Genomic DNA, 23,676 nt, shown 5'->3' with positions numbered 1-23,676 from the left:
CCGCCACCGGCATTACCCGCCCGGTGCGGTCCGTCGTCTTCGTGTAACCCGCGAAACCACGGCCCCGCACCTGGATCAGGTAGCGGGGCGACCCGCCACCGGATGCGCGCGGGGCCTCCCTGACCGAGGTCCTCCATGCCGTCGCACGCCGTAGAAGCACAAGCCCGTCCCGCCGCAGGCGCCGTCGCGCCGGCCCGCACCGTCGTGCACAAGTTCGGCGGCACCTCGGTGGCCGACGCCGAGCGTTACCGCCACGTCGCCCAGTTGCTGCTGGCGCGCGGCGAGTCGGTGCAGGTCGCCGTGGTCTCGGCGATGAAGGGGGTGACCGATGCGCTGATCGAACTGGCTGAGCTGGCCGCGGCCACCCCGGTCGGCGCGATGACCCCGGAATGGCGCGAGCGCTGGCACGAGCTGCGCGCGCGCCATCGCGGCGCGGCGGTCGCGCTGCTGGCCGAGCACGCCGGGCCGGCGGTGGAATGGCTCGACCAGCGCTTCGACGAACTGGCCCAGGTGCTGGGCGCCCTGAGCGTGATCGGCGGGCTGCCCGGCGAGGTCCTGCAGCGGGTGCAGGGGCAGGGCGAGGTGTTCTCGGCCAAGCTGCTCGGCGAGCACCTGCGCGCGCTGGGCGAGGACTGCGCGGTGCTCGACGCGCGCGAGGTGCTGGTGGTCAGCCATGGCGAGCTGGGCGTGGACGTGGACTGGGAGCTGAGCGCACAGCGGCTGGCGCGCTGGCGCCAGCTCAACCCGCAGGCGCGGGTGGTGGCCACCGGTTTCGTCGCCCGCGATGCCCAGGACCGCATCACCACCCTGGGCCGCAACGGCAGCGACTACTCCGGCGCGATCTTCGCCGCGCTGTTCGAGGCCGACGAACTGCACATCTGGACCGACGTCGACGGCGTGCTCTCGGCCGACCCGCGGGTGGTGCCCGAGGCGGTGCAGCTGGAATCGCTCAGCTACGACGAGGCCTGCGAACTGGCCTACTTCGGCGCCAAGGTCGTGCATCCGCAGACCATGTCGCCGGCGATCGAGCGCGGCCTGCCGATCATCATCCGCAACACCTTCCAGCCGGAGCACCCGGGCACCCGGATCACCTCCGAGCGCGATTTCAGCGGCCCGGTGAAGGGCCTGACCCTGAGCCCGAACCTGGCCCTGGTGAACCTGGAGGGCACCGGCCTGATCGGCGTGCCGGGCACGGCCGAGCGGGTGTTCGCCGCGCTGCGCAACGCCAAGGTGTCGGTGGTGATGATCTCGCAGGGCTCCTCCGAACATTCGATCTGCTGCGTGGTCAAGCAGGAGGACGCCGACCGCGCCCAGGCCGCGCTGGTCAACGCGTTCGCGCATGAGCTGACCGTGGGCCAGGTGCAGCGCGTGCAGCAGGTGCCGGGGATCAGCGTGCTGGCCGCGGTCGGCGACGGCATGGCCGGGCAGCCGGGCGTGGCCGCGCGCCTGTTCGAGTCGCTGGGCCGGGCCCAGGTCAACATCCGCGCGATCGCCCAGGGCTCGTCCGAGCGCAACATCTCGGTGGCGATCGACAGCGACCATGCCACCCGCGCGTTGCGGGCGGCGCATGCCGGCTTCTACCTGTCGCCGCAGACCTTCGCGGTGGGCGTGATCGGCCCTGGGAATGTCGGCGCGACCCTGCTGGACCAGCTGCTGGGGGCGCGGGCCGGGCTGCTGGAACGCGCCAACCTGGACCTGCGCCTGCGCGCGATCGCCTCGCGCGGGCGCCAGCTGCTGGACCCGCGCGGGATCGAGGGCGACTGGCGCGAGCGCTTCAAGTCGGCCTCCGATCCGGCCGACCTGGACCGCTTCACCGCGCACCTGCTCGACTCGCACCTGCCGCACGTGGTGATCGTCGACTGCAGCGCCAGCCCGGAGGTCGCCGACCGCTACCCGCAATGGCTGGCCGCCGGCATCCACGTGGTCACCCCGAACAAGCAGGCCGGGGCCGGGCCGCTGGACCGCTACGCGGCGATCCGCGAAGCGGCCGCGGCCAGCGGCGCGCGCTTCCGCTACGAGGCCACCGTCGGCGCCGGCCTGCCGGTGATCTCCACGCTGCGCGACCTGCTCGACACCGGTGACGCGGTCACCTCGATCGAGGGCATCTTCTCCGGCACCCTGGCCTGGCTGTTCAACAAGTACGACGGCAGCGTGCCGTTCTCGCAGCTGGTGGCCGAGGCGCGCGCGCTGGGCTACACCGAGCCGGACCCGCGCGACGACCTGTCCGGCACCGACGTGGCGCGCAAGCTGGTGATCCTGGCGCGCGAGGCCGGGCGCGCGCTGAGCCTGGAGGACGTGCAGGTCGAGAGCCTGGTGCCGGAATCGCTGCGCCAGGCCAGTGTCGAGGACTTCATGGCGCGGCTGCCGGAGGTCGACGCGGCGTTCGCGGCGCGACTGCAGGCGGCCCAGGGCGCCGGCAAAGTCCTGCGCTATGTGGCGCGGCTGGATGCAGAAGGCCGCGCCAGCGTCGGCCTGGTCGAGCTGCCGCGCATGCACGCCTTCGCCAACCTGCGCCTGACCGACAACATCGTCCAGTTCACCACCCGCCGCTACTGCGAGAACCCGCTGATCGTGCAGGGCCCGGGCGCCGGGCCGGAGGTCACCGCCGCCGGCGTGTTCGCCGACCTGCTGCGGGTGGCGGCCGGGCGCGGGGCGCGCCTGTGAGCGCAGCGTCGGGCGCGCAGCGGCAGGCGAGGGCGTTTTCGCCGGCCTCGGTCGGCAATGTCGCGGTGGGGTTCGACATCCTCGGCCATCCGCTGGCCGGGGTCGGCGACACCGTCACCGCGCGGCGCATCGACGCGCCCCAGGTGCGGATCGCGGCGATCCGCGGCGCGCCGTTCCCGCTGCCGCTGGAGGCCGAACGCAACACCGCCGGTGCCGCATTGCTGGCGATGCGCGAGGCGCTGGCGCTGCCGTTCGGGTTCGAGATCGAGATCGACAAGGGCATCGCGCTGGGCTCGGGCATGGGCGGCTCGGCCGCCTCGTGCGTGGCCGCGCTGGTGGCGGCCAATGCGCTGCTCGATGCGCCGCTGCCGCGGCAGGCGCTGTATCCGTTCGCGCTGGCCGGCGAGGCGGTGGCCAGCGGCGGCCGCCATGGCGACAACCTCGGGCCGATGCTGCTCGGTGGGCTGGTGCTGGCCACGGCCGACCGCCTGGTGCGGATTCCCGTGCCTGAAAGCTGGCACAGCCTATTGGTGCATCCGGAGGCGGTGCTGGAAACACGCCGCGCGCGCGAGGCGCTGGCCGGCAGCTACGAACTGAAGGAGTTCGTCGCGCAGAGCGCGAACCTGGCCCTGGTGCTGGCCGGCTGCCATGCCGGCGATGTGCAGCTGGTGCGCGCCGGCTTGCGCGATGTGCTGGTGGAGCCGCGGCGTGCGCCGTTGATCGCCGGGTTCGACGCGGCCAAGGCGGCGGCGCTGGAGGCTGGCGCGATGGGCGCGAGTATTTCGGGGGCGGGGCCGAGTGTGTTTGCGTGGTTCGAGTCGCGCGAGCGCGCCGAGGGCGCGGCGCCGGCGGTGCAGGCGGCGTTCGCGGCGGCCGGGTTCGAGAGCCAGGCGTGGGTGTCGGCGGTGGATAGTGCGGGGGCGGTGTTGTTGTGATTGCTTCTGCAGCGTTGCTGTGGAAAGCGCTTTTTCGCGCTGCCGCGCGACTTACTTTTCTTTGCGCGGCCAAAGAAAAGGTAAGCAAAAGAAAGGCCGCCCCGGGCGGCACGCCCGCGCTGCGCGCGGGTCCGCAGGCGGGCCGGGAATTTTTCGAAGGGACATCCCTGTCCCTCCGAAAAACGGCGCACGTCCTGTGCGCCGCCCCTTCGGGGTTTTGCCCCGTCCCGCCTGCCGTGCCTTACGGGGGTGGAAGAGCACCAACACCAGCAACGGCAAGTGCAATTGCACGCGCAAGTGCGGGGAACTGACGCAGCATCGGCAGCGCTGGATCGGTGGCTGTCGAACCTTCAAACCGATGGGATGCCATGAACTTCATTTCCACCCGCAAGAATTCCCCCGCCAGTTCGCTCAGTGACGCCATCGCCGCCGGGCTGGCGCCCGATGGCGGGCTCTACGTGCCGGAGAAGCTGCCGGTCGCGCGCAATCTGGAGGCCGGCGCGGACCTGGCCGCCACCACTGCCACGTTGTTGGCGCCGTTCTTCGAGGGCGACGCGCTGGCGCCGGAGCTGGAGGCGATCTGCCGCGAGGCATTCGACTTCCCGGTGCCGCTCGAGCCGCTGGCCACGCCGGGCGACCACGTGCTGGAGCTGTTCCACGGGCCGACCGCGGCGTTCAAGGACGTGGGTGCGCGCTTCCTCGCTGCCTGCCTGGCGCGGATCCGCCGCGGTGCCGGGCGGCCGCTGACCATCCTGGTCGCCACCTCCGGCGATACCGGCGCGGCGGTGGCCGCCGCCTTCCACGGCCAGCCGGGCCTGCGCGTGGTGGTGCTGTACCCGGACGGGCGCGTGTCGCCGCGGCAGGCGCACCAGCTGGGCTGCTTCGGCGGCAACGTCACCGCGCTGCGGGTGGCCGGTTGGTTCGACGACTGCCAGGCGCTGGTCAAGCGAGCGCTCAATGATGCGTCGCTGCAGGCGCAGGTGCCGCTCAGTTCGGCCAACAGCATCAGCCTGGGCCGGCTGCTGCCGCAGATGAGCTACTACGCGCACGCGGCGCTGTCGCATCGCGCCGCGACCGGCCGCGAGCTCAACTTCGTCATCCCCACCGGCAACCTGGGCAATGCGATGGCGGCGATCCTGGCCCGCGCGCAGGGCGTGCCGATCGGCCGGATCGTGCTGGCGACCAACGCCAACACGGTGCTGCCGGACTACTTCGCCGGCGACGACTACGCGCCGCGCGCCAGTGTGGCGACCCTGGCCAATGCGATGGACGTGGGCGCGCCGAGCAACTTCGAGCGCCTGCGCTGGCTCTACGCCGGCGACGATGCGGCATTGCGCGCCGCATATACCGCCATTGCCGTGGACGACGAGACCATCCGCGCCACGATCCGCTCGCGCTGGCAGCAGTACGGCGAGGTGTTCTGCCCGCACACCGCCACTGCCGTGCACGTGCTGGAGACGCTGCGCGCCGACGGCGTGGACGGCGACTGGGCGGTGGCCGCCACCGCGCACCCGGCCAAGTTCGAATCGGTGGTCGAGCCGCTGGTCGGCCATGCGGTCGAAGTGCCGCCGGCGTTGGCCGAGCTGCTCGCCCGGCCAGCCCGGGCCACGCCGGTGCCGCCGGAGTACGCCGCGCTGCAGGCGCACCTGCTGGGCTGAGGCCGGCCGCGGTTGCGGCCGGCGAGGGTGATGGCTCGCAACCCGGGCAAGGACGAGGGGGGGGCGAGGTGACCAGGCACCCATGGCCTGCCCGCGCCGCCTGCACTAGGATCGCCGTCAGCCACGCCGCCCGCAGCGCACGCACCTCGTGCCCCCGGGCGGCACACTCCGGAGGACGCATGGCACCACGGTCCGGCAGCACGTTCGAACCCACCCGCACGCGCCGCGTGCTGCGTGCCCTGGCCGCCTCGCTGCTGCTCGCCGCCACCATGGCGCTGGCCCAGGACGCGCCGCGCGGTCCGCTGGACCTCAAGCCCGGCGAATTCCTCTGGCATCCGGAGATCGCGCCCGACGGGCCGGTCGTGCTGGTGGTCAGCCTCGACGAGCAGCGCGCCTACGTCTACCGCAACGGCATCGCCATCGGCGTGTCGACGATCAGTTCGGGCAAGCCGGGCAAGGACACGCCCACCGGCGTGTTCACCATCCTGCAGAAGAACAAGGACCACAGGTCCAACCTCTACAACAACGCGCCGATGCCCTACATGCAGCGGCTGACCTGGGACGGCATCGCCCTGCATGGCGGCGCGCTGCCGGGCTACCCGGCCTCGCACGGCTGCGTGCGCCTGCCGCATCCGTTCGCGGCCAAGCTGTTCGGCATCACCCGCAACGGCGATACGGTGGTGGTATCGGACGCGCGCGCCGCGCCCACCACGCTGGTGTATCCGGCGGTGCTGGCGCCGGTCTCGGCCAAGGGCCTGCCGCTGGCGGTGCCCGAGGGCGGCGGCGTGGGCTACAGCTGGGACGACACGCTCGCGCCGGCCGGGCAGGTCGGCGTGGTGGTGAGCCTGTCGGACAAGCGCGTCTACGTGCTGCGCGGCGGCGTGCCGATCGGCGAGGCACCGCTGGAGCTGCTTTCGGAGGAGATGGCGTTCAAGGGCACGACCCTGTTCGTGATGGGCGAGGCCAGCGCCACCACGCCCAGCCTGCTGGACCCGGCCCGCCCGGGCCACCGCTGGACCGCCTATCCGATCCTCGATGGCGATGTCGCCGATGCCGCCGGCCAGCTCCATCCCGGCGCCCCGGTCGACCTGCTGGAGCGGCCGAGCCTGCCGGTGCGCCTGGCGCCGGAGTTCGCCCGCCGGCTCTATGACGTGCTGGTCCCCGGCACCACGGTCCTGGTCACCGACCTGCCGGCGATGCGCCCGCTGGACGCTGAACAGCAGCCGCAGCCGGTGTTGGAATCGGACGGGGATGGCCCAAACTCCTGACGGCGGGTCGGGCATGCGTCAGGCCGGTGACTGTTTTCCCTGAACGTGCGTGCGCATGAAGTCGACCCCGGTTCCCGCGGCCCGCTGGCTGGCCCTTGTTCCCCTGCTGGTGCCGGCCGCCGGCAATCCGTCATCCCACCGATCGGCCATGCCGCCCCCGGCGACGGTGGCCCACGTTCCGACGCCCGACCGGGCCGTCCCCGACCACCTGGCCGGCGTGCTCGCGGAAGCGGCGCCGGCGGCCAGCCGCGAGGTCCTGGCGCTGGCGGCACGGGCGATGTCCTGTGCCTTGCGCCATCCCGAGTTCGGCGTCGATCCGCACAGGCTGGGCGTCATCGACTACTCGCGGCCCTCGACCGAGCCGCGGCTGTGGATCTTCGACCTGGCCCGGCAGAAGCTGCTGTTCGAGGAGTGGGTCGCGCACGGGCGCAACAGCGGCGAGAACCTCACCGCGCGATTCTCCAACCGCGACGGCAGCTACATGACCAGCCTGGGCGGATTCACCGCGCAGGAGACCTACATGGGCGGCAACGGCTACTCGTTGCGGTTGCGTGGCCTGGAACCCGGCTTCAACGACCGCGCCCGCGACCGCGCCATCGTGATCCACGGCGCGCCCTACGTGAATCCGGCCGCGGCGAAACTGCAGGGCCGGCTCGGCCGCAGCCTCGGCTGCCCGGCGGTGCGCCCGGCGGTGGCGCGCCCGCTGATCGATTCGCTCCGCGACGGCACCTTCGTCTTCGCCTATTACCCGGACCAGGACTGGTTGCAGCGCTCGCGGCTGCTCAGCGGTGAATGCGGCGGTGGGACCGCGCCCGCGCTGGCCGCGCACGGCGCATCGGGCGCGCCTGCCAGCGCGCATTGATCCCTGCCGATGCCTGATCCTGCGACTCGCATCCGTGCGCCCTTCGTAGAGCGGGGCTTGCCCCGCTGCGCTTCGCCGTGCGGTTTCGCGTAGAGCGGGGCTTGCCCCGCTGATCTTCATGGCGTGCGATCCCGGAGCAGCGGGGCAAGCCCCGCTCTACGGAGCGCCGCGCACTACGAGCGCGCGCTCGATCGGCGCCACGCTCACACCCAGCCGGTCGCGTAGAACACGGCGATGATGAAGAACACCGCCAGGGTCTTGATGATGGTGATGGCGAAGATGTCCTTGTAGGACTGGCGGTGGGTCAGGCCGGTCACCGCCAGCAGGGTGATCACCGCGCCGTTGTGCGGCAGGGTGTCCATGCCGCCGGAGGCCATCGAGGCCACCCGGTGCAGCACGTCCATCGGGATGCCGTAGGCCTGCGCGTTGGCGATGAAGGTGTCGCCCATCGCCGCCAGCGCGATGCTCAGGCCGCCCGATGCCGAGCCGGTGATGCCGGCCAGCACGGTGATCGAGACGGCCTGGTTGACCAGCGGGTTGGGGATCGCGCCGAGCGCGTCGGCGACGACCAGGAAGCCGGGCAGGGCGGCGATCACCGCACCGAAGCCGTATTCGGAGGCGGTGTTCATCGAGGCCAGCATCGCGCCGTTGACCGCGCTCTTGGTGCCTTCGGCGAAGCTGGCCGCGACCGGCTTCCAGGCGAAGGCGAGCACGCTCAGGATGCCGACCAGCAGCGCGCCCTGCACCGCCCAGATCGCGGCGATCTTGGCCACGTCCTGCACCACCGGTGCGGGGCTGCCGATCACCGAGGGCACGAACTCGTGCGAGGCCCCGTACAGCTGCGGGATCCAGCGGGTGAACAGGAAATTGGCCACGCCGACCAGCAGCAGCGGCAGGACCGCGATGAAGGGATGGGCCAGGCGGTCGCCGCGGAACGGTTCGGGTTCGTTGCGCAGCTCCACCCCGCTGGCGTAGCCGTCGCCGTTGCGCACCGCCACCCGCCGGCGCCACTCCAGGTAGGCCATGCCCAGCGCCAGGATGAACATACCGCCGAGCGTGCCCAGCACCGGTGCGGCCCACGCGGTGGTGCCGAAGAACGCGGTCGGGATGATGTTCTGGATCTGCGGCGTGCCGGGCAGCGCGTCCATGGTGAAGGTGAACGCGCCCAGGGCGATGGTGCCGGGGATCAGGCGCTTGGGGATGTCGCTCTGGCGGAACAGCTCGGCGGCGAACGGGTAGACCGCGAACACCACCACGAACAGCGACACGCCGCCGTAGGTCAGCACCGCGCAGACCAGCACGATCGACAGGATCGCCCGCTGCGCGCCGACCAGCTTGATGGTCGCGGCCACGATCGACTTGGAGAAGCCCGACATCTCGATCAGCTTGCCGAACACCGCGCCCAGCAGGAACACCGGGAAGTACAGCTTCAGGAAGCCGACCATCTTGTCCATGAACAGGCCGGTGAACATCGGCGCGACCAGCGACGGGTCGGTCAGCAGCACCGCACCCATCGCCGCGACCGGGGCGAACAGGATCACGCTGTAGCCGCGGTAGGCCACCACCATCAGGAATGCCAGCGCCGCCAGCACGATCAACAACGACATCGCGGACCCCGCCCGCCTCCCATGGCGGATGCGGGGCAGTATCCGCAGCGATCCGGGCGCGGCCCACTGTACCAACGGACGATGCCGCGGCCGCGGCGCTTCCCGCAGGATGCGCAGCATCGGCGGCATGTGCCCGCCGCCATGTCTGCACTTTGGGAGGAGGGGACAGAATGAAGCGCAAGTATCTGAGCCTGGCGATCGGTGTCGTGCTGGTGGCCCCGGCCATGCCGGCCTGGTCGCAGGAGGAAACGGGCGGGAGCCCGGCCGAAGTCAAGGCCACCCAGCTGGACACGGTCACGGTGACCGCGCGCAAGCGCGAGGAGACCCTGCAGGACGTGCCGGTGGCGGTGACCGCGTTCACGCCCGAGGCGCTGGACACCCTCAACATCAAGGACCTGGGCGACCTGGACAGCCAGGTGCCGAACCTGACCATCTACGCCGCCCGCGGTTCCACCAGCACGGTCACCGCCTACATCCGCGGCATCGGCCAGGCCGATCCGCTGTGGGGCGTGGACCCGGGCGTGGGCATCTACCTGGACGACGTCTACATCGCCCGCCCGCAGGGCGCCCTGCTGGACGTGTTCGACGTGGAGCGGATCGAGGTGCTGCGCGGCCCGCAGGGCACGCTGTACGGCAAGAACACCATCGGCGGCGCGATCAAGTACATCTCGCGCGGCCTGCGCGAGGAGACCGCGGGCTTCGCCTCGCTCACCGTGGGCAACTACAACCAGCTGGACGCGAAGGCGGGCATCGGCGGCTCGATCGGCGACGGCGTGCTGCGCGGCCGGATCGCCGTGGCGAGCATGACCCGCGACGGCTTCGGCGAGAACCTGGCCAACGACCAGCCGGTCAGCGACAAGGAGATCAACGCGGTGCGCGCCCAGTTCGGCGCCTTCGCCAGCGAGGACTTCGACGTGCAGTTCTCGCTGGACTGGATGGACGACCAGTCCGGGGTGCGCGGTGCCAAGATGCTGGCGCCCAACCCGCTGGCACCGGCGTACCCGCCGCTGGACGACCGCTACGACATCCGCAGCGGCATGGGCAACGTCAACGACACCACCATGAAGGGGGCGTCGATGACGGTGAACTGGCACCTGGACGAGGACTGGGCGCTGAAGTACGTGATCGCCAAGCGCGAGTCCGACACCCACACGATGATCGACTTCGACACCACGCCGCTCAAGCTGGTCGACGTGGAGGCGTTCTACTACGACGAGCAGGTCAGCAACGAGCTGCAGGCCAACTTCGACGCCGGCGGCCGCGCCCGCGGCGTGATGGGCCTGTACTGGTTCAACGGCGACGCCGGTGGCCAGGTGCTGAACTATTTCTCGAACCCGCTGGCGCCGCCGGCGCTGACCAACCCGCTGTTCGGCGACACCCAGGGCTACGTCAATACCAGCAGCATTGCCGCGTACGCCGACTGGACCTTCGACCTGACCGACCAGCTGAAGCTCGACGTCGGCGCGCGCTACACCGACGAGGACAAGCACGCCGTCGCGCTGAACCGGTTCTACACCACCCCGGAGTACACCACCGCCTGGGGAACGGCCGCCAACTTCGACAAGACCGTCAACTTCAAGAACTTCTCGCCCAAGGCCTCGCTGGACTACCAGTTCACTCCGGACATCATGGGCTACCTGTCCTTCAGCCGCGGCTTCAAGTCCGGCGGCTACAACATCCGCGCCAACACCACCGCGGTGCCGCGTTCGGGCGAGCCGTTCCAGGACGAGCAGGTCGACAGCTACGAGATCGGCAGCAAGATGTCGTTCCTCGACCAGCGGATGTTCCTCAACCTGGCGTACTTCTACAACCAGTACGAGGACATCCAGCTGTCGGTGTTCACGTCGTACACGCTGCCCGACGGCAGCCAGAGCTTCTTCGGCGACTTCACCAACGCCGGCAAGGGCACGGTCCAGGGCGTGGAGGTGGAATACCAGTTCCTGCCGACCGAGCACTGGCTGATCAGCGGCAACCTGGCCTGGCTGGATGCCGAGTACGACGAGTTCATCAGCGGCGGCGTCAACATCGCCGACTCGCAGTACTTCACCAACGCCCCGGAGTTCTCCGGCGCGCTCAACGCCGAATGGCGGACCGCGCTGGACAATGGCGGCAACCTCTCGGCGCGGGTGACCTACGCCTACCAGAGCGAGGTCTGGCCGACCACCGACCTGAGCCCGGCGATCAGGCAGGACGGCCACGGCCTGGTCAACGCGGGCGTGATCTGGAACGTCAACGACGCCTGGACGCTGTCGCTGCAGGGCACCAACCTGGCCGACGAGGAGTACCGGACCACCGGCTACAACATCGCCGCCTATGGCGTGCTGACCGGCTTCTACGGGCCGCCGCGCCAGTACAGCCTGATGGCGCGCTACGACTTCTGACCGCGGCGTCCCCTCTCCGCGGGAAGGCACGGCGGCGGGTTTCGGCCCGCCGCCGTCGCGTTATGCTGGGGACCGGGGTTTTCGACGGGGATCCGAGTGCACCGCGACGCTGAGGCGCCATGCTGAGCCTGTGGCTGGTGGCTCTGGCCGGCCTGCTGTGGCTGGCGCTGATGTTCGGCACCGCACTCTACGGGGAGCGGCATCCGACGCTGTTCGCGCGCCGCTGGCGCCATGTCTACGCGCTGTCGCTGGCGGTGCACTGCACCAGTTGGACCTTCTACGGCACCGTCACCCAGGCCGCGCGCTACGGCTGGCCGCTGCCGCCCACCTTCGTCGGCGCGATCCTGTTCTATGCGCTGGCGATGGCCTTCATGGTCCGGCTGGTGCGGCTGGCGCGCGAGACCAACGCGACCTCGCTGGCCGACCTGATCGCCACCCGGCTGGGCAAGGACGCGTGGCTGGCGGCCACGGTCACCGCGGTGGCCGCGCTGGGGCTCATTCCGTACATCGCCCTGCAGCTGAAGGCGGTGACGATGAGCTTTGCCACCCTGACCCGCAGCGCGGCCGAGGGTGGTCCTTTCTGGCGCGACGGCGCGCTGTACGTGGCCTTGGCCATGGCCCTATTCGCGATGCTGTTCGGCACCCGCCGCGCCAGCGCGGCCGAGCACAACCGCGGCCTGGTGCTGGCGATGGCGTTCGAGTCGCTGTTCAAGCTGGCGGCGATGCTGGCGCTGGGCGCGTTCGTCTGGTTCGGCCTCGACGCCCTGCCGGCCGCGAACGTGCCGCCGCCGCCGGCCTCGCCGGCCGGGGGCTTCCTGCCGCTGGTGCTGCTCGGTGCGCTGGCGATGTTCATCCTGCCGCACCAGTTCCATGTCGGCGTGGTCGAGTGCCGCGACGAGCGCGACGTGCGCACCGCGCGCTGGCTGTTCCCGCTGTACCTGCTGCTGATCGCCGCGCCGACCCTGCCGCTGGCCCATGCCGGCCGCGCGGTGCTGGGCGACGCGGTCCCCTCGGACATGTACGCGCTGGCGCTGCCGTTCTCGCAGGGTCACGAAGGCGTGGCCCTGTTCGCCTTCCTCGGCGGGCTCAGCGCAGCCACCGGCATGGTCGTGGTCAGCACGCTCACCCTGAGCCTGATGATCGGCAACCACTGGTTCGCGCCGGGCCTGCTGCGCGGCGCGTGGGCGCGCGGCGAAGGCGGCGACCGGCGCGGCGACCTGCTGCTGCTGCGCCGCGCCGGCATCGCCGCGATCATGCTGCTGGCCTGGGCCTACAGCCGGCTGGTGGCCGGCAGCGAGGCGCTGGCCGATGTCGGCGCGCTGTCGTTCTCGGCGCTGGCCACGCTGGCGCCGGTGCTGGCGTTCGCGGTGTGGCGGCCACAGACCTCGCCGCGCGCGGCGATCCTGGGCGTGGTCGGCGCCTTCCTCACCTGGGCCTGGGTGCTGCTGGCGCCGACCCTGGCCGCCGCCGCCGGGCTCGACGCGCACTGGCTCGACGATGGTCCGTTCGGCCAGCGCTGGCTGGCGCCGAACGGGCTGTTCGGGTTGACCGGGTGGAGCCCGCTGGGACGCGCGGTCGGCGCGAGCCTGTTCGTCGGCACCCTGGCCACGGTGCTGGCGATGGCCTGGCGGCGCGAGACGCCGCACCGGGCCAGCCGCAACCTCGACGCCGATGCGCTGCGCGACGCCGGCCGCCGCTTCCTGTCCGGCGAGAAGGTCGCCGAACTGCTGGCCCAGGCGCCGCGCAGCGGCCCGGTGCCGGCGCTGGTCGAGGCGCGGGTGGAGCGCGAGCTGTCGGCGGTGCTCGGCGCCGCCTCGGCGCGCCTGCTGCTGGACGCGGCGCGGCGCGAGAGCGGCGATCTGGAAACGGTGGCGGCGATCGTCGGCGAGGCCTCGCAGGACCTGCGCTTCAACCAGCAGGTGCTGCAGGCGGCGCTGCAGAACATGAGCCAGGGCATCAGCGTGATCGACCGCGAGCAGCGGCTGGTGGCCTGGAACCGGCGCTACGCCGAACTGTTCGGGTTCCCCGACGAACTGCTGCAGGTGGGGCGGCCGATCGCCGACCTGACCCGCTGGTCGCTGCAGCGCATGGCCGCGCCCGGTGGCGACGAGCGGCAGCTGGCGCGCGCGGTCGAGCGGCGCCTGGCATTCATGCGCAGCGGCCATCCGCACCTGACCGAGCGTGTGTTCCCGGATGGCGGGATCGTCGAGATCCGCGGCAACCCGATGCCCGGCGGCGGCTTCGTCGCCACCTTCACCGACGTCACCGCGTTCCGCCGCGCCGAGCAGGGACTGCTGCGCGCCAACGAGACCCTGGAGCAGCGCGTGGCCGAGCGCACCGCGCTGCTGGAGTCGGCCAAGCAGGAAGCCGAGCACGCCAACGACGCCAAGAGCCGCTTCCTGGCCGCGATCGGCCACGACCTGCTGCAGCCGCTGCATGCGGCGCAGCTGTTCGTCGATTCGCTATCGCAGCAGCTGTCCACCGCGCCGGACCCGCGGGCGCCCGTCGCGCCGCCGCGGGAAACCCTGCGCCAGCTCGGCGGCGCCCTGGATTCGACCACCGACCTGCTGACCGGCCTGCTCGACATGTCGCGGCTGGAAGCCGGCGGGCTGGTGCCGGCGCCGCGCGCGTTCCCGCTCGACGAGGTGCTCGCGCCGCTGGCCGAGCAGTTCCGCGCGCTGGCCGGCGAGCGCGGGCTGCGCTTCGCCTACCGGCCGACCACCGCCTGGGTGCACAGCGATCCGCAGCTGCTGCGGCGCGTGCTGCAGAACTTCCTCGCCAACGCGGTGCGCTACACCGCGCGCGGCCGGGTCGTGCTCGGCGTGCGTCGCAGCGGCGGGCGGATACGCATCGAGGTGCACGACACCGGGCCGGGCGTGCCGGAAGCGGCGCGCGAGGCGATCTTCGAGGAATTCCGCCGCGGCGAGGACGCGGGCGGGCAGGGTCTGGGCCTGGGGCTCTCCATCGCCGACCGCATCGCCCGGCTGCTGCAGGCGCCGTTGACGCTGCGCAGTGGCGAGGGCCGCGGTTCGGTGTTCGCGGTGGACGTGGCGCGCGCGCAGCCGCCGGCCGCGTCCACTCCGGTGAAGGCGGGTGGTGCGCGCGGACTTGCCGGTCGACGCATCCTGCTGGTCGACAACGACGCCGACGCACTGGCGGCGCTGGCCCAGCTGCTGGCCGGCTGGGGCTGCGAGGTCGCCACCGCCGCCGAGGGCGAGGGCGCGGCCGCGGCCCTGGCCCGGCAGCCGGCCGACCTGTGGCTGTTCGACTACCACCTCGACCGCGGCGACACCGGCGTGGACCTGGCCATGCGCCTGCGCGGCCGCTACGGCCCGGCGCCCTGCCTGATCCTCTCGGCCGATGCGGGCGAGGCGACCCGCAGCGCCGTGCACGAGGCCGAGCTGTCCCTGCTGCCCAAGCCGGTGCGTCCGCTGGCGCTCAAGTCGGTGCTGGACCGGATGCTCGCCGCCACCCGCCTGTAGGAGCCGATTCATCGGCGACCCTTCGTCGCTGGCCGTGCGATGGGGTCGACATCCCGGACGCCTCGGGTCGCCGATGAATCGGCTCCTGCAAAAAGGCGGGGCGCCGTGGGCCCGGTAGAATCGCGGTCTTTCGCTGCAGGCCATCCCATGCCCTACACCCCCATTGTCGCCACCCTCGGCTACGTGCTCTCGCCCGATCGCAAGCGGGTGCTGATGGTCCACCGCAACGCGCGGCCGGACGACCACCAGCTGGGCAAGTACAACGGACTGGGCGGCAAGATCGAGCGCGACGAGGACGTGGTCGCCTGCATGCGCCGCGAGATCCGCGAGGAGGCCGGGATCGAGTGCGAGTCGATGCAGTTGCGCGGAACGATCAGCTGGCCGGGCTTCGGCAGGAACGGCGAGGACTGGCTCGGGTTCGTCTTCGTCATCGATGCCTTCAGCGGCACGCCGCTGGAGCGCAACCCGGAGGGCACGCTGGAGTGGGTCGAGGTGGAGCGGATCCTGGAGCTGCCGCTGTGGGACGGCGACCGCCAGTTCCTGCCGCTGGTGTTCGACGCCGATCCGCGTGCATTCCACGGGGTGATGCCGTACCGCGACGGCAGGATGCAGTCGTGGCACTGGTCGCGCCTGTGAGTGGATGTTCCACGACCCGCGCGCTTGTCCACACCGGGTGTGGATGAAATCTGGAAAACGGTGTGGATAACCGCCGCGGCGCCTTGCGTGGCAACGCTGTCAAGATGCATGGCGAAAATTTGACCAGGCCATGGCGGGCAGGTGTCCGGGTTCTCCACACCGGGTGTGGATGGCGGCGGGAGAAGCGTGTGGATAACCGCCGGAGCGCCTTGCCTGGCGGGCGCGTCAAGTAGGTTGGCGGAAAAATGACCAGCGCATGACGGCAGCCCTGCATGCCGGCGGAGGTTCCACGCGCCGGAAGTTCAGGCCTCGAGTTGCCGGCTCGGGTCGCTCAGTTCCAGTTCGCGCAGGACCACGCCGGCCTGCGTGCGGTTGCGCACGCCCAACCGCTCGAAGATCGCCGACAGGTGCGCCTTGACCGTGCGCTCCTGCACCTCGAGGCGGTCGGCGATCTGCTTGTTGAGCAGGCCCTGCGCGACCAGGGTGAGCACGCGGAACTGCTGCGGCGACAGGCTGGCCAGGCGCGCGGCCAGTTCGGTGTCCTGGTCCGAGGACTGCGCGCGCGCCACCGCCGCGCGCAGCGATGCCGGCAGCCACTGTTCGCAGGCCAGCACGCTGCGGATCGCATCGCGCAGCTCGTCCAGTCCCGAGCTCTTGGGCAGGTAGCCGGCCGCGCCGTGGTCGAGCGCGCGCCGAACCACGCGCGGATCGTCGTTGGCCGATACCACGACCACCGCCACCTCGGGAAACTGCGCGCGGATCGCCGCCAGCCCGGCCAGGCCATGGTTGCCGGGCATGTGCAGGTCCAGCAGGACCAGGTCCACGTCGCCGCGCGACTCCAGCGCGGCCAGCACGCCGTCGAGCGATTCGGCCTCCAGTACCTGCAGCTGGGCCACGGCGTCGGCCGCGGCACCGCGCAGGGCGGCGCGGAACAGCGGGTGGTCGTCGGCGATCAGCAGGGTCGGCATCGGGCGGCGCGGTTACTGCACCGTCCAGCCGCCATCCAGCACCAGCGTCTGCCCGGTCATGTTGCGCGCGGCCGGCGAGATGAGGAATGCGGTGGTTCCGGCCAGCTCGTCCATTTCGATGAACACGCCCTTGGGCATCGGCTTGAGCATCACCTGGCTGACCACGTCGGCCTCGGAGATGCCGCGGGTGCGGGCCTGGTCGGCGATCTGCCGGTCCACCAGCGGAGTCTTCACGTAGCTGGGGCAGATGGTGTTGATGGTGATGTCGGTGTCGGCGGTCTCCAGCGCGACCACCTTGGAGAAGCCGACCAGGCCGTGCTTGGCGGCCACGTAGGCGCTCTTGTACGGGCTGGCGACCAGCGCATGGATGCTGCCGATGTTGACGATCCGACCGAAGCCGCGCTCGCGCATGCCCGGCAGCACCGCGCGGGTGAGGCGGGCCACGCCGACCAGCATCACCTGGACCAGGAAGTCCCACTTGGCCAGCGGGAACTCCTCCAGCGGCGAGACGTGCTGCAGGCCGGCGTTGTTGACCAGCACGTCCACCGGACGCGAGATCGCCGCCAGCGCCGCGGCCACGCTCTGGTCGGAGGTCACGTCCAGCGCCACCGCTTCGGCCGAACCGCCCTTGGCGCGGATGTCGGCGGCGGTCGCCTCGGCCGCGTCCAGGGCCAGGTCGCTGACGATGACGTGGTGGCCGGCGGCGGCCAGTTCGTGGGCGATGCCAGAGCCAATACCGCTGGCCGCGCCGGTGATGAGGATGCTGCGCATGGGGAGTCCGGGCCGTGTCGATCTGCGATGGCCAGCTTAGCAAGCCATGCCCAACCGGGCTTGGTACCAAAGTACGATGACGGCCGGCCGGCGCGGCCGGTAGCGTGCCAGCATCCCTCATGCCGGGTCCTGCGATGACACGCCTGCCGCGCCTACCGTTCCTGACCATGTTCACCGGCCTGCTCGGTGCCAGCGTGCTGGCCGCCTGCAGCAGCGCTTCCCCCCGCCACAGCGCCGCCGGGTCGGCCTTCCCCATGATCGAACCGCAACGCGTCACTGAACATCGCGGCAGCGACGATCTGCTCACCGCCGGCCTGGGGCTGGACGGCCTGCGCGCGATGGCGCCGCCGGCGTTTGCCGACGCGGCCAATCCGACCGCGGCCGAGCTGCGCCGGCGCGCGATCTGGGCCAACTGGCGCGGCATCGCCGACCTGTCGCCGTCGGGCGGCTACGGCACGGTGTACGGCAGCGTCGCTCCGGTGCCGGGGCGGGAGTATTCGGCGCTGGCGACATTGCCCGGCGCGACCCAGCCGCACCGGGTGCTGGTGCAGGTGCCCGACGCGTTCGACCCGCAGAGGCGCTGCGTGGTGGTGGCACCGGCCTCCGGTTCGCGCGGCGTGTATGGCGCCATCGCCGTGGCCGGTCCGTGGGCGCTGCCGAGGGGCTGCGCGGTGGCCTACACCGACAAGGGGGCCGGCACCGACTATGTCGACCTGGACGCGGGCATCGGCGTGCGCCTGGACGGCACGCCGGGTCGGATCGGCGAGGCCACCGACCTGGCCTTCGTGCCGCAGGTTCCCGCTGGCGCCACGGGCGTGGCGTTCAAGCACGCCCATTCGCAGGACAACCCGGAAGCCGACTGGGGCCGGCACGTGCAGCAGGCGGCGCAGTTCGCGCTGTCGTCGCTGGACCGGGCCTTTCCGCAAGCGGCGCCGTTCACCTTCGACAACACCCGCATCATCGCAGTCGGCATCTCCAACGGCGGCGGAGCGGTGCTGCGGGCGGCCGAACTGGATGGCGACTGGCTCGACGCGGTGGTGGCGGGCGAGCCGAACGTATTCGTCGACGCCCAGGGCGGCCGTCCGCTGTACGACTTCGCCACCGAGGCCGCGCTGCTGATGCCGTGCGCGCTGCTGCACCTGCCGGCCGACAGCCTGCCGCAGCCGCCGCTGCGGACCCAGATCGAGCCGCTTTGGGCGTTGCGTTGCGCCACGCTGCAGGCCAGCGGGCTGGTGCACGGCGCCGACGCCGCCGCCCAGGCGCGCTCGGCCTACGAGCGGATGCGGGCCACCGGCTGGACGGACGAGGCCTTGAAGGCCGGCGCGCTGAGCGTGGGCTTCGACCTGTGGCGCTCGGTGGCGGTGACCTATGCCTCGGCCTACGGTCGCCATGGCCTGGCTGCGCATCCGTGCGGCTTCGCGTTCTCGGCGCAGAACCCGGACTTCAGTCCGCGCGCGGCCACGGCGGCCGAGCGCGGCGTGTGGTGGTCCGATGCGGCGGGCATCCCGCCGGGCAATGGCGTGGGCATCGTCGATGCGAAGCTGGCGCCGCCGGACTTCACCCGCGCCGGGCTGCAGTGCCTGCGCGACCTGTACGACGGCAAGGGCCAGGCCGCCGACGGCGTGCGCGCGGGCATCGCCGCCACGCGTGCGTCGATGCCGCGCAGCGGACTACCGGTGCTGGTGGTGCATGGCACCGACGACGGGCTGGTGCCGCCGGCGTTCACCAGCGCGCCCTACGTGGCCGCCGCGCGCGAAGCGGGCCGCATGCAGGTGCGTTACTGGCAGGTGCGCAACGGCGAGCACTTCGATGCGTTCCTGGGACTGCCGGCCTACGGTGCGCGCTACGCGCCGATGCTCCCGTACGTATACGCGGCGCTGGACCGGGTTTCGGCGCACCTGGACGGGGAGGGCGGCTTGCCTGCCGATGCGGTGATCGAGGCGCGCGGCCGCGGTGCCGGCGCGGTGGAGGCTGCGCAGCTGCCGTTGCCGCGTTGAGGCAACGGCAGCCGCAACGTCAAAGGCGCCGGACGTGGCCGGCTCCGGTGGGAGCCGCGGCAGTGTGGGGGTGTCGCGGTCGGCTCGGGCGCACATCCCTGTGCGCACTCGCCGCCGCGGCCATCCATGGCCGCTCCCGCGACACCCCCGCACTGCCACGTCTTCGTAGCGCTTCAAGGCTGTGGCTCCGTTCATGGCCGTTGTAGGGGCACAGCTTGCTGGCGACGCCGACACCGTCGGCACAGGCGACTCCATCATGTTTCCAACGCCCGCGTCGCCAGCAAGCTGTGCTCCTACCAGTGGCATCGGGACCGATCCGGTCGCGATGAGTTGCCGCGGCGTTGAGCGGAGCAGCGACCCGGATGCCGCCCGAGGGCGTCGTGCCCCGGGGGGATGGCGCAAGTGGGCACATGGATGTGCCACGGTCCTGAGTGAAGGCAGGATGCCGTCCCGAGGGATGCGCCATCCCCCCGGGCACGGCGGCCCCGTCCGAGGCCGACGATTTTGCATCCCGCCCCATCCGAAGCCGACGGGTTGGCCCCCTGGGCAAACGCCGCCTCCACCCCGCCGCTGGGTATCCTGTCCCCGACCCCCGACCTGGCCGACCGCATGAACCGCCACTTCTCGATGCTGCGCGACTTCCAGCTGGCCGACTGGTTCACCCTGGCCAATGCCTTCTGCGGCACCGGCGCGATCTTCGCGGCGATGCGCTTCCTGCACGAGGGCCAGCCCCGCGACCTGCTGCTGGGCATGGCACTGATCCCGCTGGCCTTCATCTTCGACGCGCTGGACGGGCGCATCGCGCGCTGGCGCAAGTCGTCCTCGACCCTGGGCCGGGAGCTGGATTCCCTGGCCGACGTGATCTCCTTCGGCGTGGCCCCGGCGGCGCTGGCCTACGCCTGCGGGATGCAGGGCGGTTGGGACTGGCTGGTGCTGTCGTACTTCGTCGGCTGCGGGGTCAGCCGGCTGGCGCGGTACAACGTCACCGCCGAGCAGCTGTCCGCCGGCGAGGACAAGGTGCGGTACTTTGAGGGAACCCCGATCCCGACCAGTCTGGCGCTGGTGGTGGTGCTGGCCGTGGCCGCCGCGCTGGGCCGGATCGGCGAGGACCTGTGGTGGGGCTACTGGCAGCTGGGTCCGTGGCGGCTGCACCCGCTGGTGCTGCTGTTCGCGCTGTCCGGCTCGCTGATGATCAGCAAGACCCTGCGCATTCCCAAGCCCTGAGCCGGGACCGCGCCCTGCGACGGCGCGGGGCGCTAGAATCCTCCGCGTACGGGAGGATTCATGGCCAACGCACCCCTCGGGCAGTTTCCCGGCGACTTCGAGTCGCTGGCCCGGCAGTACTGGAACACCTGGAATGAGCTGCTCGGCCGGGGCGGGATGCCCGATGCCTGGGGCCTGGCCGGGGCCATGCCGCCGGGCCTGGGCGCCATGGGCATGGGCACCGGGACCTATGACTGGTACCAGCGCATGCAGCGGCTGGCGGCCGACTTCAGCGGCGGCGGCAGCGCTGCGGACGTGGCCGGCGCCTGGCGCGAGATGATGGGCGGCCAGGCCGCCGATCCGTTCGCCGGCATGCTGCGCTCGATGCATGGCGGGCTCGCCGGTGGCGACTGGCTGGAGCAGATGCGCCCGCTGCTGGACATGCTGCTCAAGCCGCTGCGCCAGCAGGGCGCGGAGTGGCTGCAGCGGCCGGCCTTCGGCCCGGCGCGCGAGCACCAGGAACGCTTGCAGGCGCTGGCCCTGGCCTGGCAGCAATGGGAGCAGAGCAACGAGGCCTTCAACGCGCAGCTGGCGCAGGCCGGGCAGGCGGCGTTCGCGCGTTTCGAGCAGCTGCTCGAACAGCACGACGCCCCCGGCAAGCGGCTGGAGTCGGCGCGCGCGCTGTTCGACCTGTGGATCGACGCCGCCGAGGATGCCTGGGCCGAGGTCGCGCTGTCGGCCGAGTACCGGCACGCGTACGCGGAAATGACCAACACGCTGATGCGGCTGCGCCTGAAGCTGCAGCAGGAAGTCGAACAGTTCGGCACGCTGCTGGGGCTGCCCGGCCGCAGCGAGCTCGATGCGCTGCACCGCAAGGTCGCCGAGCTGGATCGCGCGCTGCATGCCGCGCGCCGGGCCAATGCGGCGCCACGCGCGGCGCAGGCACCGGCAGGCCGTGCGCCCGCCGAGGCCGCCGCGCAGGCGGCGCCGGCACGCACGGCGAAGCCTGCTCCACGGCGCGCCGCCAAGCCGGTGGCGAAGGCGGCTGCGCCGGGGAAGAAAACGCCGGCGCGGCGCCCGCCCACGCGCGCGGAAGCGGCTCGAGTCGGAACCGGCGTCGTTGCGCCCGTGAAGGCGCAGGAGGCCAAGGCCGCCAAGGCCGCAGCGCCGGCCAAGACGGCGACAAAGCCGATCAGGTCAGCAAGGAAGGCGACGCCGACGGCGAAGGCGAATCCGGCTGCGAAGAAGCCGGGCAAGGCCACGGCCACACGCACATCCGTTACGGCCAAGCCAGCCGCGACGTCCCGGCGCAAGCCGGCAGCCGCCGCGCGCAAGCCGACATCGGCGGCCAAGGGGAAGGCACTTCCCGCGACGCCTGCCGACATGCCGCGCACGAACGAAGCGACGCCCGCGGTCGCCGCTGCGGCACGCAAGCCGGCGGGCACGGCGTCGCGCCGCGCGCCGGCCAAGGCGGCCGCCAAGCGGGTGCCGCAGGCATCGACCTCCACCGCGCGCAAGGCACGCGTGGCCAAGGCCGGAAGCGCGCGTGGGGGTAGTGCGACCGCCGGGACAGCCAAGCGCGGCAGCGTCCGCAAGGCCCAGCCGGCGACGGTGCCGGCTGCGGCCGGCAAGGTCGTGTCGATGAAGGACTGGGTCAGCCGCAACCTGGCCGCCACGCCTGCCGGCAGCGACGCGGGCGGCGGCAAGCGCAAGGGACGTAGCCGATGAGCGCCGGATCGTTCGGACCGTTGCAGTTCAATCCGCTGGACCTGGCCACTGAAGCCTGGGAGTTCCAGAAGCACCTGGCCGAAGGCACGCGGGTGCTGGGACAGGTCGAGGACGTGGAGTACGGCGCCACCGCCCGCGAGGAAGTGTGGCGCGACGGCAAGACCGTGCTGTACCGCTTCGTCGGCGACGCGCCGGCGAAGGCGAAGGGCCCGCCGCTGCTGATCGTCTACGCGCTGGTCAACCGGCCGTACATGGTCGACCTGCAGGCCGACCGCTCGCTGGTTAAGGGCCTGCTGGCGCTGGGCCTGGACGTGTACGTGATCGACTGGGGCTATCCGGACCGCTCGGACCGCTACCTGACCCTGGACGACTACATCAACCGCTACATCGACGGCGCGGTCGACCACCTGGCCGCCACGCGCGGCGGCCCGGTCAACCTGCTGGGCGTGTGCCAGGGCGGGGCGTTCTCGCTCTGCTACGCCGCGCTGCACCCGGAGAAGGTGCGCAACCTGGTGACCATGGTCACCCCGGTCGATTTCCAGACCCCCGACAACATGCTTTCCAGCTGGGTGCGCGAACTGGACGTGGACCTGTTCGTCGACGCGCTGGGCAATGTCCCGGCCGACCTGATGAACGCCAGCTACCTCATGCTCAAGCCGTTCCGGCTGAACCTGCAGAAGTACGTAGGCCTGGTCGACACGCTGGACAACCCGAAGGCGGTCGAGGACTTCCTGCGCATGGAGAAGTGGATCTTCGATTCGCCCGACCAGGCCGGCGAAGCCTTCCGCGACTTCATCAAGCAGTTCTACCAGGGCAACGCCTTCGTCAACGGCACCGCCCAGGTCGGCGGGCAGAAGGTGGACCTGGGCTTCGTCGGCATGCCGGTGCTGAACATCTACGCCGAGCAGGACCACCTGGTGCCACCGGACGCCTCGCGCGCGCTGGCCGGCCTGGTGGGCAGCGAGGATTACACCGAGCTCGGCTTCAAGGGCGGGCATATCGGCATCTACGTCTCCAGCCGCGCCCAGCGCGAGGTGCCGGCGGCGATCCATCGCTGGCTGTCCACCCGCGGCGGCACCTGATGCGCTCGCGCCCGGCGCCGCGCCCTCGCGGCGCCCGCGCGCTCGCGGCGCTGCCGTGGCTGCTCGTCGCCTGCCTGCCGGCAATGGTGCATGCGCAGCCAGCGGTGCCGACTCCCGCCGCGGTTGCCGACAGCGAGGTCCGCGCACTGATCGCCGCGATCGGCCAGTCCGGCTGCCGCTTCCAGCGCAATGGCCACTGGCATGATGCCGCACGCGCCCAAGCGCACCTGCAGCGCAAATACGACTACGCCCGACGCAGGCAGCTGGCCGGCGACGCGGAAACGTTCATCGACCAGGCCGCCACCCGCAGCAGCTTCAGCGGACGGCCCTACCGGGTGGCCTGCCCGGGCCAGCCGGAGGTCGATGCCGGCGACTGGTTCCGCGCGCGCCTGGCTTCACTGCGTGGCCGGCCAGCGCCGCGCTAGACTGGCCAT

Annotated in this window: 16 protein-coding genes; 13 read left to right on the top strand and 3 right to left on the bottom strand. The window is 71.7% G+C overall.

All coding sequences use genetic code 11. The annotated features are described in order from the left end of the window. The first annotated feature begins 135 nt into the window (after nt 1-135). From thrA to ABKA19_RS06595, 5 genes are all read left to right on the top strand, one after another. Nucleotides 136-2,664: a bifunctional aspartate kinase/homoserine dehydrogenase I gene (gene thrA, locus ABKA19_RS06615; protein WP_353688236.1), complete on the top strand. Its 2,529-nt coding sequence runs from the start codon at nt 136-138 to the stop codon at nt 2,662-2,664. Then, nucleotides 2,661-3,599: a homoserine kinase gene (locus ABKA19_RS06610; RefSeq protein WP_353688235.1), complete on the top strand. Its 939-nt coding sequence runs from the start codon at nt 2,661-2,663 to the stop codon at nt 3,597-3,599. Before thrA ends, ABKA19_RS06610 begins: the two co-directional genes overlap by 4 nt. 368 nt (nt 3,600-3,967) lie before the next feature. Further along, complete coding sequence (thrC, locus tag ABKA19_RS06605) at nt 3,968-5,257, top strand: threonine synthase (protein WP_353688234.1); 1,290 nt, start codon at nt 3,968-3,970, stop codon at nt 5,255-5,257. A gap of 179 nt (nt 5,258-5,436) precedes the next feature. Beyond that, nucleotides 5,437-6,525, top strand: coding sequence for a L,D-transpeptidase (locus tag ABKA19_RS06600; protein WP_353688233.1), 1,089 nt, complete (start codon nt 5,437-5,439; stop codon nt 6,523-6,525). Between the two features lie 148 nt (nt 6,526-6,673). Further along, nucleotides 6,674-7,387 (top strand): murein L,D-transpeptidase catalytic domain family protein, encoded by a 714-nt coding sequence (locus ABKA19_RS06595; protein ID WP_353688602.1) that lies wholly within the window; start codon nt 6,674-6,676, stop codon nt 7,385-7,387. 203 nt (nt 7,388-7,590) lie between these two features. Here the strand turns inward: ABKA19_RS06595 and ABKA19_RS06590 are convergent, their stop codons facing one another. Continuing rightward, nucleotides 7,591-8,994, bottom strand: a complete 1,404-nt coding sequence (locus ABKA19_RS06590; protein WP_353688232.1) for a GntP family permease — start codon at nt 8,992-8,994, stop codon at nt 7,591-7,593. A gap of 224 nt (nt 8,995-9,218) precedes the next feature. Here ABKA19_RS06590 and ABKA19_RS06585 point away from each other — a divergent pair, with 224 nt between their 5' ends. From ABKA19_RS06585 to ABKA19_RS06575, 3 genes are all read left to right on the top strand, one after another. Next, nucleotides 9,219-11,375 (top strand): TonB-dependent receptor, encoded by a 2,157-nt coding sequence (locus ABKA19_RS06585; protein WP_502945749.1) that lies wholly within the window; start codon nt 9,219-9,221, stop codon nt 11,373-11,375. A gap of 119 nt (nt 11,376-11,494) precedes the next feature. Continuing rightward, the gene (locus ABKA19_RS06580; protein WP_353688230.1) at nt 11,495-14,857 is read left to right on the top strand and encodes a hybrid sensor histidine kinase/response regulator; all 3,363 of its coding nucleotides are present in this window, start codon (nt 11,495-11,497) and stop codon (nt 14,855-14,857) included. Nucleotides 14,858-15,004: 147 nt separating this feature from the next. Continuing rightward, nucleotides 15,005-15,493, top strand: a complete 489-nt coding sequence (locus ABKA19_RS06575) for an NUDIX hydrolase (protein WP_162375753.1) — start codon at nt 15,005-15,007, stop codon at nt 15,491-15,493. 302 nt (nt 15,494-15,795) lie between these two features. Here ABKA19_RS06575 and ABKA19_RS06570 read toward each other — a convergent pair whose 3' ends face one another. After that, the gene (locus ABKA19_RS06570) at nt 15,796-16,461 is read right to left on the bottom strand and encodes a response regulator transcription factor (RefSeq protein ID WP_162375752.1); all 666 of its coding nucleotides are present in this window, start codon (nt 16,459-16,461) and stop codon (nt 15,796-15,798) included. A 12-nt stretch (nt 16,462-16,473) separates the two neighbouring features. Then, nucleotides 16,474-17,232, bottom strand: coding sequence for a 3-hydroxybutyrate dehydrogenase (locus tag ABKA19_RS06565; RefSeq protein WP_353688229.1), 759 nt, complete (start codon nt 17,230-17,232; stop codon nt 16,474-16,476). Between the two features lie 134 nt (nt 17,233-17,366). Between ABKA19_RS06565 and ABKA19_RS06560 the strand changes: the two genes are divergently transcribed. The 5 genes from ABKA19_RS06560 to ABKA19_RS06540 all read left to right on the top strand — a co-directional run bounded on the left by ABKA19_RS06560 (nt 17,367) and on the right by ABKA19_RS06540 (nt 23,667). After that, on the top strand, nt 17,367-19,229 hold the full coding sequence (locus ABKA19_RS06560) for a 3-hydroxybutyrate oligomer hydrolase family protein (RefSeq protein ID WP_353688228.1): 1,863 nt from the start codon (nt 17,367-17,369) through the stop codon (nt 19,227-19,229). Nucleotides 19,230-19,838: 609 nt separating this feature from the next. Continuing rightward, nucleotides 19,839-20,453 carry a CDP-alcohol phosphatidyltransferase family protein gene (locus ABKA19_RS06555; protein WP_353688601.1) on the top strand — a complete coding sequence of 205 codons (615 nt, stop codon included), beginning with the start codon at nt 19,839-19,841 and terminating at the stop codon, nt 20,451-20,453. Between the two features lie 60 nt (nt 20,454-20,513). Further along, on the top strand, nt 20,514-22,160 hold the full coding sequence (locus tag ABKA19_RS06550) for a poly(R)-hydroxyalkanoic acid synthase subunit PhaE (protein WP_353688227.1): 1,647 nt from the start codon (nt 20,514-20,516) through the stop codon (nt 22,158-22,160). After that, complete coding sequence (locus ABKA19_RS06545) at nt 22,157-23,242, top strand: class III poly(R)-hydroxyalkanoic acid synthase subunit PhaC (protein WP_162375748.1); 1,086 nt, start codon at nt 22,157-22,159, stop codon at nt 23,240-23,242. Before ABKA19_RS06550 ends, ABKA19_RS06545 begins: the two co-directional genes overlap by 4 nt. Beyond that, on the top strand, nt 23,242-23,667 hold the full coding sequence (locus ABKA19_RS06540) for a YfeK family protein (protein WP_353688226.1): 426 nt from the start codon (nt 23,242-23,244) through the stop codon (nt 23,665-23,667). The genes ABKA19_RS06545 and ABKA19_RS06540 overlap by 1 nt, the downstream gene beginning before the upstream one ends. Nucleotides 23,668-23,676 lie beyond the last annotated feature (9 nt).

The organism is Pseudoxanthomonas sp. Soil82, from assembly GCF_040446535.1.
In the GTDB taxonomy this organism is placed as follows: Bacteria; Pseudomonadota; Gammaproteobacteria; order Xanthomonadales; family Xanthomonadaceae; genus Pseudoxanthomonas; species Pseudoxanthomonas kaohsiungensis.
Note: the sequence above shows the minus strand (reverse complement) of the source record. Positions and strands in the feature narration are given on the sequence as shown.

Coding starts and splice junctions, on each gene's coding strand:
- ABKA19_RS06585 (WP_502945749.1), top strand. CDS start 9,219: ATGCCGGCCTGGTCGCAGGAGGAAACGGGCGGGAGCCCGGCCGAAGTC.
- thrC (WP_353688234.1), top strand. CDS start 3,968: ATGAACTTCATTTCCACCCGCAAGAATTCCCCCGCCAGTTCGCTCAGT.
- ABKA19_RS06550 (WP_353688227.1), top strand. CDS start 20,514: ATGGCCAACGCACCCCTCGGGCAGTTTCCCGGCGACTTCGAGTCGCTG.
- ABKA19_RS06580 (WP_353688230.1), top strand. CDS start 11,495: ATGCTGAGCCTGTGGCTGGTGGCTCTGGCCGGCCTGCTGTGGCTGGCG.
- ABKA19_RS06545 (WP_162375748.1), top strand. CDS start 22,157: ATGAGCGCCGGATCGTTCGGACCGTTGCAGTTCAATCCGCTGGACCTG.
- ABKA19_RS06570 (WP_162375752.1), bottom strand. CDS start 16,461: ATGCCGACCCTGCTGATCGCCGACGACCACCCGCTGTTCCGCGCCGCC.
- ABKA19_RS06575 (WP_162375753.1), top strand. CDS start 15,005: ATGCCCTACACCCCCATTGTCGCCACCCTCGGCTACGTGCTCTCGCCC.
- ABKA19_RS06590 (WP_353688232.1), bottom strand. CDS start 8,994: ATGTCGTTGTTGATCGTGCTGGCGGCGCTGGCATTCCTGATGGTGGTG.
- ABKA19_RS06540 (WP_353688226.1), top strand. CDS start 23,242: ATGCGCTCGCGCCCGGCGCCGCGCCCTCGCGGCGCCCGCGCGCTCGCG.
- ABKA19_RS06600 (WP_353688233.1), top strand. CDS start 5,437: ATGGCACCACGGTCCGGCAGCACGTTCGAACCCACCCGCACGCGCCGC.
- ABKA19_RS06565 (WP_353688229.1), bottom strand. CDS start 17,232: ATGCGCAGCATCCTCATCACCGGCGCGGCCAGCGGTATTGGCTCTGGC.
- ABKA19_RS06560 (WP_353688228.1), top strand. CDS start 17,367: ATGACACGCCTGCCGCGCCTACCGTTCCTGACCATGTTCACCGGCCTG.
- ABKA19_RS06555 (WP_353688601.1), top strand. CDS start 19,839: ATGAACCGCCACTTCTCGATGCTGCGCGACTTCCAGCTGGCCGACTGG.
- thrA (WP_353688236.1), top strand. CDS start 136: ATGCCGTCGCACGCCGTAGAAGCACAAGCCCGTCCCGCCGCAGGCGCC.
- ABKA19_RS06595 (WP_353688602.1), top strand. CDS start 6,674: ATGCCGCCCCCGGCGACGGTGGCCCACGTTCCGACGCCCGACCGGGCC.